This is a genomic window from Diaphorobacter aerolatus, assembly GCF_014489535.1.
In the GTDB taxonomy this organism is placed as follows: Bacteria; Pseudomonadota; Gammaproteobacteria; order Burkholderiales; family Burkholderiaceae_C; genus Diaphorobacter_A; species Diaphorobacter_A aerolatus.
Map to the genome: position 1 here is coordinate 1,323,427 of NZ_CP060783.1, position 14,910 is coordinate 1,338,336.

At 65.9% G+C, this 14,910-nt stretch carries 17 protein-coding genes and 3 pseudogenes; 2 read left to right on the forward strand and 18 right to left on the reverse strand.

What is annotated here, in order from left to right:
- Positions 1 to 5: 5 nt before the first annotated feature.
- From H9K75_RS06150 to H9K75_RS06190, 13 genes and pseudogenes are all read right to left on the reverse strand, one after another.
- Positions 6 to 626, reverse strand: coding sequence for a carboxymuconolactone decarboxylase family protein (locus tag H9K75_RS06150; RefSeq protein WP_226858570.1), 621 nt, complete (start codon positions 624 to 626; stop codon positions 6 to 8).
- A 13-nt stretch (positions 627 to 639) separates the two neighbouring features.
- Complete coding sequence (locus H9K75_RS06155; RefSeq protein ID WP_016452559.1) at positions 640 to 1,347, reverse strand: ABC transporter ATP-binding protein; 708 nt, start codon at positions 1,345 to 1,347, stop codon at positions 640 to 642.
- Complete coding sequence (locus H9K75_RS06160) at positions 1,344 to 2,096, reverse strand: ABC transporter ATP-binding protein (protein ID WP_016452560.1); 753 nt, start codon at positions 2,094 to 2,096, stop codon at positions 1,344 to 1,346. Before H9K75_RS06160 ends, H9K75_RS06155 begins: the two co-directional genes overlap by 4 nt.
- Entirely contained in the window at positions 2,093 to 2,314 is a 222-nt protein-coding gene (locus H9K75_RS23600) for an ABC transporter permease (protein ID WP_226858687.1), read from the reverse strand. The genes H9K75_RS06160 and H9K75_RS23600 overlap by 4 nt, the downstream gene beginning before the upstream one ends.
- A gap of 52 nt (positions 2,315 to 2,366) precedes the next feature.
- Positions 2,367 to 3,059: a branched-chain amino acid ABC transporter permease gene (locus tag H9K75_RS06165; RefSeq protein ID WP_226858571.1), complete on the reverse strand. Its 693-nt coding sequence runs from the start codon at positions 3,057 to 3,059 to the stop codon at positions 2,367 to 2,369.
- Entirely contained in the window at positions 3,056 to 3,193 is a 138-nt protein-coding gene (locus H9K75_RS23605; RefSeq protein WP_226858572.1) for a hypothetical protein, read from the reverse strand. The genes H9K75_RS06165 and H9K75_RS23605 overlap by 4 nt, the downstream gene beginning before the upstream one ends.
- Positions 3,187 to 3,741 (reverse strand): branched-chain amino acid ABC transporter permease, encoded by a 555-nt coding sequence (locus H9K75_RS06170; RefSeq protein WP_264293980.1) that lies wholly within the window; start codon positions 3,739 to 3,741, stop codon positions 3,187 to 3,189. The genes H9K75_RS23605 and H9K75_RS06170 overlap by 7 nt, the downstream gene beginning before the upstream one ends.
- Positions 3,693 to 3,911, reverse strand: coding sequence for an ABC transporter permease subunit (locus tag H9K75_RS24665; RefSeq protein WP_264293981.1), 219 nt, complete (start codon positions 3,909 to 3,911; stop codon positions 3,693 to 3,695). Before H9K75_RS24665 ends, H9K75_RS06170 begins: the two co-directional genes overlap by 49 nt.
- Before the next feature lie 48 nt (positions 3,912 to 3,959).
- On the reverse strand, positions 3,960 to 5,156 hold the full coding sequence (locus tag H9K75_RS06175; protein WP_016452563.1) for an ABC transporter substrate-binding protein: 1,197 nt from the start codon (positions 5,154 to 5,156) through the stop codon (positions 3,960 to 3,962).
- A gap of 37 nt (positions 5,157 to 5,193) precedes the next feature.
- Positions 5,194 to 6,002, reverse strand: a pseudogene (locus H9K75_RS06180) (SDR family NAD(P)-dependent oxidoreductase).
- Between the two features lie 11 nt (positions 6,003 to 6,013).
- Positions 6,014 to 7,201 carry a lipid-transfer protein gene (locus H9K75_RS06185; protein ID WP_016452565.1) on the reverse strand — a complete coding sequence of 396 codons (1,188 nt, stop codon included), beginning with the start codon at positions 7,199 to 7,201 and terminating at the stop codon, positions 6,014 to 6,016.
- 35 nt (positions 7,202 to 7,236) lie between these two features.
- Positions 7,237 to 7,647 (reverse strand): AMP-binding enzyme, encoded by a 411-nt coding sequence (locus H9K75_RS23610; RefSeq protein ID WP_264293982.1) that lies wholly within the window; start codon positions 7,645 to 7,647, stop codon positions 7,237 to 7,239.
- Positions 7,557 to 8,801, reverse strand: a complete 1,245-nt coding sequence (locus H9K75_RS06190) for an AMP-binding protein (RefSeq protein ID WP_264293983.1) — start codon at positions 8,799 to 8,801, stop codon at positions 7,557 to 7,559. The genes H9K75_RS23610 and H9K75_RS06190 overlap by 91 nt, the downstream gene beginning before the upstream one ends.
- A gap of 223 nt (positions 8,802 to 9,024) precedes the next feature.
- Between H9K75_RS06190 and H9K75_RS06195 the strand changes: the two genes are divergently transcribed.
- Positions 9,025 to 9,720, forward strand: coding sequence for a TetR/AcrR family transcriptional regulator (locus H9K75_RS06195; RefSeq protein WP_016452567.1), 696 nt, complete (start codon positions 9,025 to 9,027; stop codon positions 9,718 to 9,720).
- Positions 9,721 to 9,818: 98 nt separating this feature from the next.
- Here the strand turns inward: H9K75_RS06195 and H9K75_RS24670 are convergent.
- The 3 genes and pseudogenes from H9K75_RS24670 to H9K75_RS06210 all read right to left on the reverse strand — a co-directional run.
- Positions 9,819 to 9,992: pseudogene (locus H9K75_RS24670) on the reverse strand (reverse transcriptase domain-containing protein); the annotation flags it as partial.
- A gap of 7 nt (positions 9,993 to 9,999) precedes the next feature.
- Positions 10,000 to 12,024: pseudogene (locus H9K75_RS06205) on the reverse strand (ParB/RepB/Spo0J family partition protein); the annotation flags it as partial.
- 65 nt (positions 12,025 to 12,089) lie between these two features.
- Positions 12,090 to 12,914, reverse strand: a complete 825-nt coding sequence (locus tag H9K75_RS06210) for a DUF932 domain-containing protein (RefSeq protein WP_016452569.1) — start codon at positions 12,912 to 12,914, stop codon at positions 12,090 to 12,092.
- Positions 12,915 to 13,468: 554 nt separating this feature from the next.
- Here H9K75_RS06210 and H9K75_RS06215 point away from each other — a divergent pair.
- Positions 13,469 to 13,690, forward strand: coding sequence for a hypothetical protein (locus H9K75_RS06215; RefSeq protein ID WP_051139142.1), 222 nt, complete (start codon positions 13,469 to 13,471; stop codon positions 13,688 to 13,690).
- A 47-nt stretch (positions 13,691 to 13,737) separates the two neighbouring features.
- Here H9K75_RS06215 and H9K75_RS06220 read toward each other — a convergent pair whose 3' ends face one another.
- Positions 13,738 to 14,088, reverse strand: coding sequence for a DUF2958 domain-containing protein (locus tag H9K75_RS06220; RefSeq protein WP_016452570.1), 351 nt, complete (start codon positions 14,086 to 14,088; stop codon positions 13,738 to 13,740).
- Positions 14,089 to 14,381: 293 nt separating this feature from the next.
- The gene (locus tag H9K75_RS06225) at positions 14,382 to 14,774 is read right to left on the reverse strand and encodes a hypothetical protein (protein WP_016452571.1); all 393 of its coding nucleotides are present in this window, start codon (positions 14,772 to 14,774) and stop codon (positions 14,382 to 14,384) included.
- Positions 14,775 to 14,910: the final 136 nt, after the last annotated feature.

Sequence of the window (14,910 nt, forward strand, 5' to 3'; positions counted from 1 at the left end):
CTCTTTCAGACTTCGAGATCCTGGAGCCAGGGAACGTGGGCCAGCGCCTCCGAGGGCATGGGCTCCAGCTCCGAGCCCATCAGGCCGTTCCAGCGATTGAACCAGCCGACCATGGCCACGCAGGACACGATCTCGACGATTTCCTCCTCGGAGAAGACCTGCCGGGCCTGGTCGATGGCCTGGCCCGGTTCGCGCACCGGCAGGCTGCCGCCTGCGGTGGCGATGGCCAGCGCCTTGCGCTCCTGCTCGGTGTACCGAGGGTCGTCCCGGTAGGACGGCAGCGCGGCCAGCTTGTCCCAGCCCACGCCCAGGTGGTGGGCGGCGTGGACGAGGTGCGTCGTCGTATAGCGACAGCGCGCACCGCGCGCGGCTTCCGCGGCGATCAGGAAGCGCAGCGCCTGGGTGAGCTGCCCGTCGCCGCGCAGCGTCACGCTCAACAGCTTGAGCAGCGCGGGCACCACGCCGGGTTTGCGCGCCATGGTCAGCAGCGCATTCGGGCGGTAGCCGACGAAATCCACCAGCTCTTCGAGCACGGGGTCGCGCGAGCGGGGGTCGCTTTCATGCAGGGGCGCGATGCGCGCGGCGGTGCGGGCGTTCATGGGCATGCCTTGGATTGGGGTTTGCATGGGCACGGAGCGGTCACGCCGCTGCGCCCGTCGTGATGAGGCCCTCGACGTGGGCGCGCTGCGCGTCCAGTTCCTGGGCCGTGCCGGACCAGGCGACCTGGCCATGGTCCAGCACGTACTGGCGGTGGGCCAGCTTCAGGGGCACCTTGAGGTTCTGCTCCACCAGCACGATGCCGGTGCCCTGGCGATGGACTTCGCTGAACACGCGGACCAGTTGGTCCACGATGACCGGCGCCAGCCCCTCGGTGGGTTCGTCGAGCAGCAGCATGCGCGGGTTGCCCAGCAGGGCGCGCCCGATCGACAGCATCTGCTGCTCGCCGCCGGAGAGCTGGTCGCCGCCGAAGTCCAGCCGTTCCCGCAGGCGCGGGAAGGCGTCCAGCACCCGGTCGAGGGTCCAGTGCCCCGGCTGGTGGGCCAGCGCGCCGATCTTGAGGTTCTCCAGCACCGACAGGTTGGGGAAGATGCGGCGCGTGTCCGGCACCAGCGCCACGCCGAGCTTGGCGATGGCCTCCACGCCCAGGCCCGAAATGTCCTGCTCGCCCAGCAGGCGCCGGCCGGCCACCAGGGGCATCAGGCCGACCAGGGCCTTGAGCAGCGTGGTTTTGCCTGCGCCGTTGCGCCCGACGATGGCGACGATTTCATGGAAATCGATCCGCACGGAGATTTCTTCCAGCGCCAGGGCCTGGCCGTACCTGACGCTGGCTTTTTCGAGTTCGATCACTGCGCGTCCTCCCCAAGGTAAATCGACCGCACCGCTTCGTTCCTGCGGATGTCCTCGGGGGCGCCGCAGGCGATGACCGAGCCGTTGCTCATGACCACGATTTCGTGGGACAGCGACATCACCGCATCCATGTTGTGCTCGATCAGCAGCACCGTGCGCCCCTGCGCGGCCTTGCGGATCAGGGCCAGCGCGGCCTGGATCTCGTGGTGGCCGATGCCCGCCAGCGGTTCGTCCAGCAGCAAAATCCTGGGATCGGGCAGCAGGGTCACGCCCAGTTCCAGCGAGCGCTGCAGGCCGTAGGGCAGCGTGCCCGCGACGTCGTCGCGGTGGGCCGCCAGCCCCGTCAGCTCCAGGATGGCATCCAGCTGCTCGCGGAACTGCCGGTCGAAGTGGCGGCTCATCCAGAAGGGCTGGAACCCGGGCCGGCGGGACTGGGCCGCGACCAGCAGGTTCTCGGCCACCGTCATTTCGCCGAAGATCTTGATGATCTGGAAGCTGCGCCCGATGCCCATGCGGGCCCGTTCGTAGGCGGGGCGCTGGCTGATCTCCCGGCCGCCGCAGTACACCTTGCCCGCATGGCGCATCTGCCGCCCGGCCAGCACGTTCAGCAGCGTGGTCTTGCCCGCGCCGTTGGGTCCGATCAGGCCGTAGATGCAGCCCTCCAGGAATTCATGGCTGACGTCGTTGACCGCCTTCAGGGCGCCGTAGCTGACAGTCACGCCCTCGCACCGCAGTGCTGCCTGGCTCATCGCGCACCTCCGCGCCGGTTCTTCTGGTAGGCCGCGAAACCCTGCTCCAGCTCGCCAACGATGCCGCGCGGGAAGAAGATGGTTGCAAGGATGAACACCAGGCCCAGCACGCCGTACCAGTACTCGGTCCAGCTGCTCAGCCATTCCTTGAGCACCTCGAAGGCGATCACGCCGACGGTGGCGCCCCACAGCGAGCCGGAGCCGCCCAGCAGGGTCATGATGATCACGTCCCCGAGGTGGTCCAGTGCAGCATCTGCGGGTTCATGTACATCAGCAGCGAGGCCAGCAGCGCCCCGCCAGGCCGCTCAGGCCGCCCGAGATCACGAAGGTGATCTGCTTGTAGCGGTTGACGTTGAAGCCCAGTTGGTCGGCGCGGGTCTCGTTGCCACGGATCGCCGCGATCACGCGGCCGAACGGCGAACTGCGCAGCGAGATCACCGCCAGCATGACCAGGGCATACACGCCCAGCACGAACCAGTAGTAGTGGACGGGGTCGTAGAAGTCGATGCCCAGGAAGCCCGGGCGCTCCACGCCCGAGATGCCGTCCGACCCGCCAGTGAAGCCGCGCAGCTTGCTGTCCGCCAGGATGAAGATCAGCTGGGACAGCGCCAGGGTCACCAGCGCGAAGAAGATGCCGGACACCCGCAGCGCGAAGAAGCTGAACAGCAGGGCGAACGCAGCCCCCACGATGATGGCCAGGCCCACGCCGGCGGAGAAAGGCAGCCCGTATTTCTGCGTCGCCAGGGCCACGGCGTAGCCGCCCACCCCGAGGAAGGTGGCGTGCCCGAAGGACACCATGCCCAAAGCGCCGAACACGAAGTCGAAGCCGATGGCGAAGATCGCCCAGATGGCCGCCAGGGTGACCAGCTGGATCAGCGCTTCACTCGGGTTGAGGAAGGGCAGCAGGATGCCGGCCGCGGCCAGCAGCAGGCCGAAGCAGATGTCGAACAGGGAGAGTTTCATGCCGTCCTCGCCGCGCGGTAGAACAAGCCCTGCGGGCGCGTCAAGAGGGTGCCGATCAGCAGCACGAAGGTCATGATGTCCACCCAGCCGGGCAGGTACACGTAGCCCAGGGCACGCACCATGCCGATCAGCATGGACGCCGCGATCGCCCCCGGATGTTCCCCAGCCCACCCAGGATCACGACGATGAAGCAGTCGATGATGGTGTTGGTCGCCATACCCAGCTCGATGGGGAACAGCGGCGCCGCGATCGCGCCCGCCAGGCCCGACAGGCCACAGCCCGTGGCGAAGACCGCCATGCGGATCGCGCCCACTGGCAGGCCCAGGATGCGCACCATTTCCGCGTCGCTGCTGGCGGCCCGCACGAGCATGCCGAAAGTGCTCTTCTCAAGCACCAAGTACAGGCCCGCCGAGACGAGAGCGCCGAACCCGATCACGAACAGCCGGTACATCGGGATCGTGCTGCCCAGCATGTCCACGGTGCCGTTCCACAGCGGCGGAATCGCCACCTCCTGGTAGCCGGGGCCCCAGACGAAGCGCACCACGTCGCTCAGGATCAGGATCAGGCCGAAGGTCAGGATCAGCTGGTAGAAGTGCGGGCGCTCGTAGAGCGGTCGCAGCGCCAGCTTCTCGATCACCGCGCCCGCCAGCGCGGTGAAGAACGTAGCGGCCAGCACGCCCATGAGGAACGAGCCCGTGCGCCGCCCGTTTCATACGAGACGTAGGCGCCCAACATATAGATGGCACCGTGGGCAAAATTGATCACACCCAGCATGCCGAAGATGAGCGTCAGGCCCGCCGCCAGCAAAAACAGCAGCATGCCCAGGCTCAAGCCGATCACGATAGTTGACATAGCGATTCACCGAGTGCGGAAGGCCGGGGCGGCCTCCCGCTGCGGCCTTCAGTTCTTGCAGGCCTCGAACAGCTTCTCTTCGGGAAAGACCTTGGTGATCTTCATCGTCAGCGCGGGGGCTGGCGGGGTGCCCTGCACCACCTCGCCCCAGAAGCCCGGCTGCAGGGCCTGGTGGTCGCAGGCACGCATGGTCTTCTTGCCTTCCACGGAGTTCTCGCGGACGCTGGCGGCGAAGGCGTCCACCCACTTCTCCTTGTCCCAGGAGCCGGTCTTTTCCACCGTGTCCAGCCACCACGCCATGCCGTCGTAGGCCTCCCCGGCCGTCATGCTGGGGAAGATGCCGAACTTCTTGCGGTAGGCCTCGACGAACTTGCGGTTGGCGGCGGTGTCGATGGTGTGGTCGTAGCGCAGGCCGGAATTGACGCCCAGCGAGGCCGGCCCCACGGCCGCCGCCATGGTTTCATCGGCGGCCACGGGTCCGAAAAGCACCTTGCTCTTGCCCAGGTTCACCTGGCCGGCCTGCTTGAGCAAAGTAACCACGTCCGAGCCCGTCAGCATCAGCAGCACGCCGTCGGCGTCGGACTTGGCGATCTTGTCCACGATGGACGAATAGTCGCGGTTGCCCAGGGGCGGGAAGTCCTCACCCACGATCTGGATACCGTTGGGGCCGGTCTGCTGCTTGATCCACTCGTAGCCGTCACGGGTGGCCTGGTAGTCGGCGGTAACGATGTAGATCTTCTTGAGCTTCCTGTCCTGCATGTACGCCAGCGCCATGCGGTTTTCCATGCCCAGGTTGTTCGATGTACGGAAGGTGTAGCGGGAGCCGCCGGGCACGGTGATCTTGTCGTCCGCCGAGATGGTGACGAGGTGGGGCACCTTGCGCTGCTTGGCCAGGTTCATGACCGCCAGCGTGGAGGCGGAGCTGAGCGCACCGAAGATCATGTGCGAGCCCTCGGAGATCAGCTTGGTGGCCTTCTGCACGGCGGGCTGGGGCTTGGTTTCGTCGTCCTCCCAGGTGACTTCGATGGGCACGCCCATCACCTTGCCGCCGCGCTCCTCGACGGCGATCTGCACGCCCCGGCGCATGTCCTCGCCCAGCAGCCCGTAGGGACCGGAGAGCGACAGCACGCCGCCGATCTTGAACTTCTCGGGCTTGGACTGGGCATGCCCGTTGGACACCAGCCCCATGGCCGCCGCCGCGGCGACCACCATGCCCTTTTTAAACCATTTCGCAACGCTAACCATGATGTGTCTCCTGTCGTTGATTTGCATGTATTCCAGGTCAGCCGATGCGGGCGGAAATACCGCCATCGACCATGATTTCGGCGGACGTGACGTACTTGGATTCGTCACTCGCCAGCCACAGGGCCGTGGTGGCCACGTCCCATGCGTCTCCCATGTGGCCCATGGGGCACTGCCGGTCCCGCTTGGCCAGCATTTCCTCCTGCGACGCTTCCCGGTACCCGTCCGCCAGCGACAGCACGGGCTGTCGGACCATGGGCGTATTCATCAGGCCCGGCATCAGCACGTTCGAGCGGATGCCCCGCTTGGCGTATTCCAGGGCGACGCTGCGGGAGAAGCCGAGCACCGCGGCCTTCGAGGCGCTGTAGGACACGTAGGCCACGCCGCTGTCGCGCACGCCGGCTACCGAGCCGATGTTGACGATGCTCCCCGGCCTTTCCGGAGCATGGAGGGGATCGCATGCTTGCAGGTCAGGAACATGGAGGTGAGGTTGATGTCGAAGACCAGGCGCCAGTCCTCCAGGCTCTGCTCGACGACCCCACCCAGGCGGGCGGTGCCGACGTTGTTCACCAGGATGTCGATGTCGCCATAGGTGGTCACGCAATCCTGGACCAGCGCTTCCACCGCGCCGGGGTCGGTCACGTCGCACTGGGCCACGCTCATGGCCCCGCCCTCTTCCCGCACGATCGACTCGGTCTCGCGCGCTGCGTCCAGGTGGATGTCGCAGCCATAGACCTTCGCCCCTTCGCGGGCGAACAACACGGCCATGGCCTTGCCATTGCCCCAGCCGGGCCCCGATGATCCGCAACCGGTGACCAGGGCCACCTTGCCTTCCAGGCGTTTCACCATGATCTCGTCCCTCAGTCCGCGCGCCCGTACAGGGTCACCACGGTGGCGCCGCCCAGGCCCGCGTTGTGCTGCAAGGCCAGGCGTGCACCCTCCACTTGGCGTGCTTCGGCGCTGCCGCGCAGTTGGTGGGTCAGCTCGTAGCACTGCGCCAAGCCGGTCGCGCCCAGCGGATGGCCCTTGGACAGCAGCCCGCCCGAGGGGTTGACGACGACCGCGCCGCCATAGGTGTTGCTGTCCGACTCGACGAAGGCCCGGCCCTCGCCGACGGCGCAGAAACCCAGGCCCTCGTAGCTGAGCAGCTCGTTCTGCGCAAAGCAGTCGTGCAGCTCGCACACGTCGATGTCCTGCGGTCCCACGCCTGCCGCCTCGTAGACCTGGCGGGCGGCCTCGCGCGTCATGTCGAAGCCCACAACGGAAATCGCGGACTTGTCGGCGAACGCGCCGGGGCGGTCGGACACCAGCGACTGCGCCAACACCTGCACGTTGGCGGAGAGGCCCATCTTCTGGGCGAACTTCTTGCTCACGAAGACGGCGGCAGCGGCGCCGCAGGTCGGCGGGCAGGCCATCAGGCGGGTCATGGCGCCGGGCACCAGGGGCGAGCTGGCCAGCACCTCCTCCACCGTCACCTCCTTGCGGAACAGCGCCAGCGGATTGCGCGCAGCGTGGCGGCTGGCCTTGGCGCGGATCCTGGCGAAGGTGTCCAGCGGGGTGCCGTACCGCTCCATGTGCTCGCGGCCCGCCGCGCCGAAGTAGCGGATCGCCATGGGCAGCTCGGGGTGGCCGAAGATCTCGTCCATGACCCCGTTGAAGTGGTCGAGCGGATCGGGCCGGTCGTCCCAGTACGCCCTCAGGGCGCCGGCGGGCATCTGTTCGAAACCCACCGCCAGCGCGCAGTCCGCCGAGCCGTTGGCCACGGCCTTGCGCGCCATGTACAGGGCCGTGGAGCCGGAGGAGCAGTTGTTGTTGACGTTGATCACCGGCACCCCGGTCATGCCGACCTCGTAGACCGCGCGCTGGCCGCTGGCCGAGTCGCCATAGACGTAGCCCGCATAGACGTCCTGCACGTCGGAGTAGGTGAGGCCCGCGTCCTGCAGCGCCTCGCGGATCGCCTGCGCAGCCATTTCCGGGTACGGCAGGTTGTCGCCGGGTTTCTTGAAAGGGGTCATGCCGACACCGGCAACGAGAACGGGCTCTTGCATTGCGATACCTCCGGGGTTGAATCACCAAACGTGCGTCAGGAAACCATGCGCTCCTGCGCGTGCCAATACTTCTTGCGGACTTCTTTCTTCAAGACCTTGCCCACCGCACTGCGCGGCAGCTGCGCGACGATCTCGACCTCCTTGGGCGCCTTGATGCTGCCCAGGCGGTCCTTGACGAACTGGATGAGCGCCTGCGGCTCCACGGACTGGCCCGGGCGCAGCTCGATGACCGCCCTGACGGCCTCGCCCCACTTGTCGTCGGGCACGCCGATGACGGCGCAGTCCTTCACGGCCGGGTGGGCCATGACGGCGGCCTCGACCTCGGACGAGAAGACGTTGAAGCCGCCCGTGACGATCATGTCCTTCTTGCGGTCAACGATGAACAGGAAGCCCTGCTCGTCGAAATAGCCCACGTCGCCCGTGCAGTGCCAGCCGTGGCGCTGCACTTCAGCCGTGGCCTCGGGTTCTTGTAGTAGCCCTCGGTCACGATGTCGCCCTGCGCGACGATCTCGCCCACGGCCCCCGGCTGGGTGAGCAGGCTGCCGTCGTCGTCCATGACCGCCACCCGCGTGAAGGGGAAGCGGCGCCCCGCGCTCAGCAGGCGCTGGCGGGGCGCCACCTGCCCGTCGATGAAATGGTCCTCGACCCGCAGCACGGAGATCGCGCCAGGCACTTCCGCCTGGCCATAGATCTGCAGCATGACGGGGCCGAACACATCGATGGCCTCCGCCAGTTTGTCGGGCGACATGGGTGCGGCGCCGTACATGAGGTAGCGCAGCGCGGAAAAGTCGAAATCGCGGACGTTGGGCTGCGCCAGTAGCGTATAGATGACTGTTGGGGGCAGGAACAGCATGTTGACCCGCTCCTGCTCGATCACCTTGAGCAGGTTCTGCGGATCAATCCCGTCCATCAGGACAACGCGGCCACCGCGCGCCATGAAGGGCAGCGACACCAGCCCCGCCGTGTGGGTGATAGGTGCCGCCGCCAGCACGGTCATGCAGTCGGTAATGTTCATGGCCGACATATGGTTGGCCATGGTCGCCGTCAGGTTGCGGTGGCTGAGCATGACGCCCTTCGAGCGCCCCGTGGTGCCACCGGTACCCATGATCATGGCCAGCCCCCGCGGCTGCAGCGGCGCTGCGTACATCTCGGGCGGCTGGCCTTGGATCAACCGAGCAATCGACAGATCCGCCCCATCGGCCTCTTCCAGAGCTATGTAGTGACGAATGCGGGGGACCTTGCCGCGGATCTCGGCGACCTGGCTGATATAGCGGGCCTGATAGAAAAGGACGTCGCAGTCCATGTCCTGCAGGAACTCGATGTTGGTCTCCACGCTGTTGCGCGCATTAACGGGCAGCCAGACACCCCCTCCGCGCAACACCCCCAGCAGCGCCACGAAAGCAGCCCCGGCATTGCCGCTCAGCACTGCGCCGTGAAAACCAGGTGCGAGTCCCAAGGCCTGTAGCCCCCGTGCGATCTGGCACGTGAGCGCTCCCGCTTGCGCATAGGTGACGGCCGGGGTATCACGCCCGCAGTCCACGAAACAAGGCGCATCCGGATGGCTGGTAGCACCAGCATCGAAATAGTCCAGCAGATTCATTGCTGTGCTTCTCCGTTCAAGTCAAGTCTGGTTCGGTGGAACAGCTATCGCAGACAATTCACATGCCTGCGGCGGCGGCGTTCAGCTGGAGGCCTCTGCATTCGGTGATGCCCCTTGCATGCTGTTCAAGCGGTACCATTTCTTTTAAATTGGTACCATTAGACGCGCTCGATTGGTACCAAGTCAATTGACTTGGTACCATGTCTCATTAGGAGAAACCCGCATGAAAAAGAAGCTCACAGACGAAGAGTTCTTCGATGCGCTGACCCATCTGCTCCTGACGGAGGGGGTCAAAGGCCTGACCGTGGGTGAAATCGCCGCACGGCTGCACTGCTCGCGGCGGCGCCTCTACGACATTGCGCAGACGAAGGAAGAGATCTTCTGCGCCGTCGTGCAACGCTTTTTCGATAGCCTCCTGAGACAGGGCGAAGCACTGATCCACCGTGAACAGGATTTGACGACAGCACTCGCTGCCTACCTGGACGTAGGCGTCCAGGCGGCTAGTCGCATCGGTGTCCAGTTCCTGAAGGACGTCGAAGATTCAGCAGTTGCCAGAGGTATCTTCGATCACTACCAGCAGGTCCGTACCCTTAGGCTATCCCAACTCATCGACGATGGGGTACACCAGGGTGTCTTCGCACCCTGCCATGGGCTGGTCGTATCCGAACTCATTCTGGGAGCCGCACTAAGGCTGCGCCGCCCGGCATTCCTTGCCCAGGCCAATCTCACCCTTGAGGACGCATTCCAAGAGTTCTACCGGGTGCTGCTAGGTGGGCTACTGATCGACTCAGCCACACCAAAAGCGGCTCGTAGGGGCGTACGGGCAAGCCGAGCCACTTCGCAGCGCACCGTCACAAAGAAAGATACAGACCCTGATGAAGTCGGCACGATGCTAATTGCCGCCTGGAATCGCGGTTAGGGAAGGTCTGCACAACACCCGCTGCGACAAGCGCCGGCACGTGATGTTTCAAGACCTGCACGTTTTCCTAGTGGTTGAAGCTGGCAGTACTATGGTTGCCTGCCCGCTTCAAGCGCCTGATGCGCGCTGCGCCCCGGCCGGAAGCCGTAGCTGTGCTCGCTGAAGGTCGGATCGATGAGCGGTTGCAGCACCTGCAGCAGGGCCTGCTGGATCAACCTGTCCACCACGGTGGGAATCCCCAATTCCCGCGTCCCTCCGCCCGGCTTGGGTACCCGGAATAGTGGCGGCTTCTTCCGCGCCGTTCTGCTGCGCAACCTGCGGGCTTTCCTCGGGTACGTCTGCCTTCGTGAAGATGGTAGGCATCCAGCCGGTGCCCTTCGCCAGCCGCTCGGCCTCGCTGGCAATGTCGGCCTTCTTGAGCTTTGCCAGCCGGTGGACGCTCTCGGGCGCGAACTCGCCCACGGCTTGCAAAACCGCCGCCTTCGCAACGTGCTTGAAATAGCCTTCCGCCGTGGGTTGCCACCATACGGCCATGTCGAGGCCCACGGCCTGCGCCAGTTCCGCGCCGGGCTGCTGCGCCGTGCCGCGCGGCGTCACCACGTCCACCGTCGAAGCCACGCACACGGCCAGCAGCTTGACCAACTCGCCTTGCTCCATCGCCAGCAGCGCGACGAACAGTGCGGCGCTGTCCTCGGGCAACTTGCCGCCCCACGCCTGCTGCAATTCGCGGAGCGCTACGGCGGCGGGTGACTCGGGCCAGTCCGGTGCCATGCCTTCCAGCCGGTCTTGAATTTTCAGGCTCACGCCCAGCGGAATATCGTGGCCGTAGTAGCGGCCCTGCAAGACGGTCTGCACCATGCCATGCACCAGCACGGCCAGCGCCACATGTGGATGCTGGGCCACCTCGATTTGCAGCGCCGCCGTGCGGTGCGCGCTCAGGCGTTGGGCCAGCCGGTCGGAAATCGCTGCGGCCTTGGGCTGCTCGTCTTCCTCGCCTTCGTCATCGTTCGCGGCGTCCGGGTCGCTAAAGCCTTGGCGCAACTTCTCCAGCGTGCGAAGGGCTTTCGCCTCGGCCTCGCGCAGCAGCCCTCGATGAATCACGGCCTCGCCGTTGCGGTCGATGGTGACGATGGCACCGGCTGCGGCCTTCACATTCGCGCCGTATCCCTGCAAGCCTTCTTCCAGTGCCTGCAACTGCTCGCCCAGGGCTTCGCCTTCCTCCTGCAAGGCATCGGCCTTGTCCTCGTCGTCGGCGTCCATCGCGGCATCCACCGCTTCGGCCACCTCCTGCATCTTGGCTTGCAGCTTCTCGATGCGCTGCGCTTCGCGCTTGTTGGGTTCGCGCCGCTCCCTCGGGGCGCGCTGGAAGGCGTGCAGGTCGGCATGGGTCATGCCCGGCGTGGCATCGGCCCAAGCCCAGCCCTCGGCCTTCACCTCGGCGGCGATGCCCGCCAGCTTGTCCTGTGCCAGCCGTTCCAGCAATGCAGCATCAGTCAGGTACACGCCCGCGTCATCCTCCGCGAACAGGTCGCGGCGGATACCGCCGCCCTCCTGCTCGTAGGCGTCCAGCCCGACGAAGCGCACCAACGGATGCCGGTAAGCGTCGATTTCCCGTTCGGTGAGGCGTTCGCGCAAATGCGAAGGGTGGCGTTGCCACTGCGGGGCGTCGTAGAAAGCGGCTTCCTGCGCCGCGTGGTCATCCGTTCCGGCCAGGGCCATCAGCTGGTCCAGGCTCACGGCGTCGGCCCGATAGTCGGCCATCAGGCGCGGGGAGACATTCGCCAGCTTCAAGCGGCGCTGCACGACCAGCGGCGTGACACTGAAATCCGCCGCAATGTCCTCGATGGGCCGGCCTTCGGCCACCAGTGTCGCGAAGGCTTCAAATTGGTCTGCCGGGTGCATGGCTTCACGCTGCACGTTCTCGGTGAGGCTGGCCGTGCGCGCAGTGCCATCGGCCACCTGCAGGCAAGGCACGTCCCAATCCTTGGCGATGCGGTGCTTCTTCGCCAGCAGCTTCAACGCGGCCAGCCTGCGCCCACCGGCCACCACCTCGTAATGCAGGCCATCGGCGGCGGGAATCACGATCAGGTTTTGCAGCAGGCCCACGCGCTGGATGGATGCGGCCAGTTCAGGGATGGACATGCGCGGGGTCTTGCGCACGTTGCGGCCCGTGCGGCGCAGCACCAGACGCGACAGCGGCACCAGGATCATGTACTTGCTCGGGTCGGCGGCTTGCAGCACGTTCGCGGCGCTGCTGGCTGCGGTGTTGACGGCGCGGGCTTCGGTGGTGGTAACGGCGTTCATGGCGAATCTCCAATCAAGTGAAACAAGGGAATGGAGGGGAACCGCCCCTCCGGCGGGGGAACGGTTCAGGCCTTGAGGGCGCGCATGCCATCGGCCAGCAGCCACAGGGCGCGATTCAGGCGAATGTCGGAATCAATGCCCTGCACGGGGCGGGTTTGCTGCCTGCGGCCATTGGCGGCGCGGCCATGCAATCCGCCCTTGGTCAGGTTCTCCTGCGTGCGGTTAAACACGCTCCACAAGTCGGGGCGGCGATCCTCGAAGCGGCGCGGCATCAGGATTTGCGATTCCGTGACGGGCGCGGGCTTGTTCGGGTCGTCGTACTTCAAAGCCAGCGCGGCACGGGCGAACACTTCGGATTCGCCATCGTCCAAGGTGATGCCGCGCATCAGGTCGCGGGACTCCTGCACCCGGTCAAAGCCGCGCAGAACCTCGAAGGCGCCTTCGATGACTTGGCCCGCCACGTCGCCTTTGTGAGGCACGCGCACATCGGCAAAGGTGTCGCCGCACACCAGCCCATTGGCGCAGATAAATCTGAATTGCCCGGCCAGCATCTGATAGCTGCTGGTGCCATCGTGCGAGTTCAGCAGCACGATTTCGTTAGCTTCCGCGCCGTTGATCTGGCTGGCGTGGCGTAGGCGCAGCAGGTGTTTCGTGTGTTCGCGCCGCCTCTCGTTGCGTACACGGGTCTGGCACACCATGAAGGGCTGGAAGCCTTCTTTGCGAAGCTCAGTCAAAACCGTAGCCGTGGGGATGTAGCTGTATCGCTCCGAACGGCTCTCATGCGGGGAGTCCGCGAAGATGGACGGGGCCACGCGCCGGATTTGGTCATCCGACAGGGGATAGTCGGAACGCAGTGCGGGGGAATGGTTTGCGAAACGGGATGCGAGCATGTCTTTCTCCTGACTTGGCTGTTGAAGAAACACCGGATTCCTAGATTCGGAGCCCAGCCTTTCGGCTGTTCGGTGCAGTCGGCACGAGGAACCCGGTTGGCCCTGTTGCCACCGTCTTTCCTGAGTTCATCGCCCGCGACGGTCAGGAGCGCGCGGACGGGGGCCGTCAAGGAGACAAGCGCAGGGTTGGTGCGGCCCGCAGGCGCAGCCGAGGACACGGCCCTGCGCGCCTTGACGGCACACGGCCGCGGGCTACAGTCGCGGACAAGGTGATGAGTCAGGGAAGACGGCTGGACAAGGCAACGGCCCCTCAACACGCCGACCGCACGGCAAGCGAAGCGCGCAGGCCCGAAGCTGGAAGCCGGGCCGGAGGCGTCAGCCGACCGGAGGGAGGGGACGATGGAAGCCCGTCAGGGGCGAAACCCCGCAGGGGGTTCGATGCGCAGCACGACAGCGCGACCGGCCATCTCCCAGGTGGCCGGGGACGTCCACATGACTTCAACGAAATCCCCTTGGACTGCTACTCGCCCAGCCATCGGCACAATGGCAATGACATGGACATACGAGCCCTACAAGACGATGAACTGATGGCCCAGGCCCGAGACTGGCGGCAACGGGCACTGCGCGGAGAAAAAAACGCACGCGGCTTTGCGCACGAACTGGAATGCGAAGTGCGTCGGCGCTTCCCCAAGAACGACAGGCCCTTGACGCTGCCGCCCGTGCGCCTGCTGGGCACGGTGTCGCAGCCTATCCAGCGTCGATGGAAGCCCTGGTGAACGCCCAGGGGGAGTAGAGAAAAGGGGCGTGGCGCCCCTTGACAGAATCAGAAGACGATCCGCCCCGCCAGCCGCGCATCCCGCGCATAGGCACTCAGCCGCTTCTCGGCACGAAAGTGCAGATCGCGCTCGATCGGCAACCCCAGCCGCCCGCGCACGGTCGCCAGTTCCTGCAGGCTGACCCAGCCCAGCTCGGGCATCCCCAGGCCCAGATCGCACAGACCGAAAGCATGGTCGTGATCGTCCGGGTCGATCTCGGTCAGCAGCCAGGTCGCGCCGGCATCCGGTGTGAACAGCTTGAGCACAGGGGCCGGATCAAAGTCCGACGTTTCGGTGGATTGCCGGCCGTTGGCCAGCAGCAGCGCACGCTGCTCGTCGGTGATGAATGCGCAGTTCATGGTGAACTCCTGAAGGATGCCGGGCGGAATTGCCCAGCCCTTCCGGGGCACGGCGCAGCGCAAGCAGTCAAGGGTCATCGACGGCCGCAGGCCGCAAGCGCCATCGGCGCGCAGCCCTTGACGGCGAGCACGCCGTGGCACGATGAAGGAAACAGCAAGCCGCCCCTCCAACGAAGGCACGGACTGGCAAGCGAAGCGCGCAGCGCCACAGGCGCGGAGAAACCCGCACCGGGCGCAGCAGAAAAAATGCGCCGCCCCCGCAAGGACGACGCACCGAAGGCTGCGCAGCGCGATCAGTTCGCCGCCGGCACCGTCATCGACTGCAACTGCTCGATCACGCCAGGCTCAACGAACACGCAAGCCTGCTCGTCCGCGATCGGCACGTTGAACAACTGCGCGAACACCGTGCGTCGCAGATGGGCCAGCCGGCCCGTCCGGTATACCTGTTCGGGCTTCATGCGCCCGCCGGCCTGCGAGCCGCTGCGCTGCGGATCGCATTCGACCAGCGCGACAAAGCCATCGTCGGACAGCTTCTGATGCTCGGGGCACAGACCCCAGCCCGTCTTCGTATGGCGCTCCATGCTGGCGCGCAGGCGCTTGTCCAGCAGGATGGTGCCGGTATCGAACGCCGTGCCGCAAACGAGGCAAACGTGCTGTTCGAGGGAAACGTGTGATTTATCGTTCATGACGATCTCCGGTTGCACGGGCGGAATTGCCCGGAACCGTCGCCCCCACGGCGTAGCGCAGCAGTCAGGGGTCGCAGACGGCCGCCAGGACGCAAGCGCGCACAAGCGCGCGCCGCCCTTGACGGCGAGAACGCCG

Excerpts from the sequence above, each read along its gene's own strand:
- H9K75_RS06150 (WP_226858570.1), bottom strand. The coding sequence starts at position 626 with ATGCAAACCCCAATCCAAGGCATGCCCATGAACGCCCGCACCGCCGCG.
- H9K75_RS06160 (WP_016452560.1), bottom strand. The coding sequence starts at position 2,096 with ATGAGCCAGGCAGCACTGCGGTGCGAGGGCGTGACTGTCAGCTACGGC.
- H9K75_RS23600 (WP_226858687.1), bottom strand. The coding sequence starts at position 2,314 with ATGACCCTGCTGGGCGGCTCCGGCTCGCTGTGGGGCGCCACCGTCGGC.
- H9K75_RS06165 (WP_226858571.1), bottom strand. The coding sequence starts at position 3,059 with ATGAAACTCTCCCTGTTCGACATCTGCTTCGGCCTGCTGCTGGCCGCG.
- H9K75_RS23605 (WP_226858572.1), bottom strand. The coding sequence starts at position 3,193 with ATGCTGATCGGCATGGTGCGTGCCCTGGGCTACGTGTACCTGCCCGGC.
- H9K75_RS06170 (WP_264293980.1), bottom strand. The coding sequence starts at position 3,741 with ATGGGCGTGCTGGCCGCTACGTTCTTCACCGCGCTGGCGGGCGCGGTG.
- H9K75_RS24665 (WP_264293981.1), bottom strand. The coding sequence starts at position 3,911 with ATGTCAACTATCGTGATCGGCTTGAGCCTGGGCATGCTGCTGTTTTTG.
- H9K75_RS06175 (WP_016452563.1), bottom strand. The coding sequence starts at position 5,156 with ATGGTTAGCGTTGCGAAATGGTTTAAAAAGGGCATGGTGGTCGCCGCG.
- H9K75_RS06185 (WP_016452565.1), bottom strand. The coding sequence starts at position 7,201 with ATGCAAGAGCCCGTTCTCGTTGCCGGTGTCGGCATGACCCCTTTCAAG.
- H9K75_RS06190 (WP_264293983.1), bottom strand. The coding sequence starts at position 8,801 with ATGAATCTGCTGGACTATTTCGATGCTGGTGCTACCAGCCATCCGGAT.
- H9K75_RS06195 (WP_016452567.1), top strand. The coding sequence starts at position 9,025 with ATGAAAAAGAAGCTCACAGACGAAGAGTTCTTCGATGCGCTGACCCAT.
- H9K75_RS06210 (WP_016452569.1), bottom strand. The coding sequence starts at position 12,914 with ATGCTCGCATCCCGTTTCGCAAACCATTCCCCCGCACTGCGTTCCGAC.
- H9K75_RS06215 (WP_051139142.1), top strand. The coding sequence starts at position 13,469 with ATGGACATACGAGCCCTACAAGACGATGAACTGATGGCCCAGGCCCGA.
- H9K75_RS06220 (WP_016452570.1), bottom strand. The coding sequence starts at position 14,088 with ATGAACTGCGCATTCATCACCGACGAGCAGCGTGCGCTGCTGCTGGCC.
- H9K75_RS06225 (WP_016452571.1), bottom strand. The coding sequence starts at position 14,774 with ATGAACGATAAATCACACGTTTCCCTCGAACAGCACGTTTGCCTCGTT.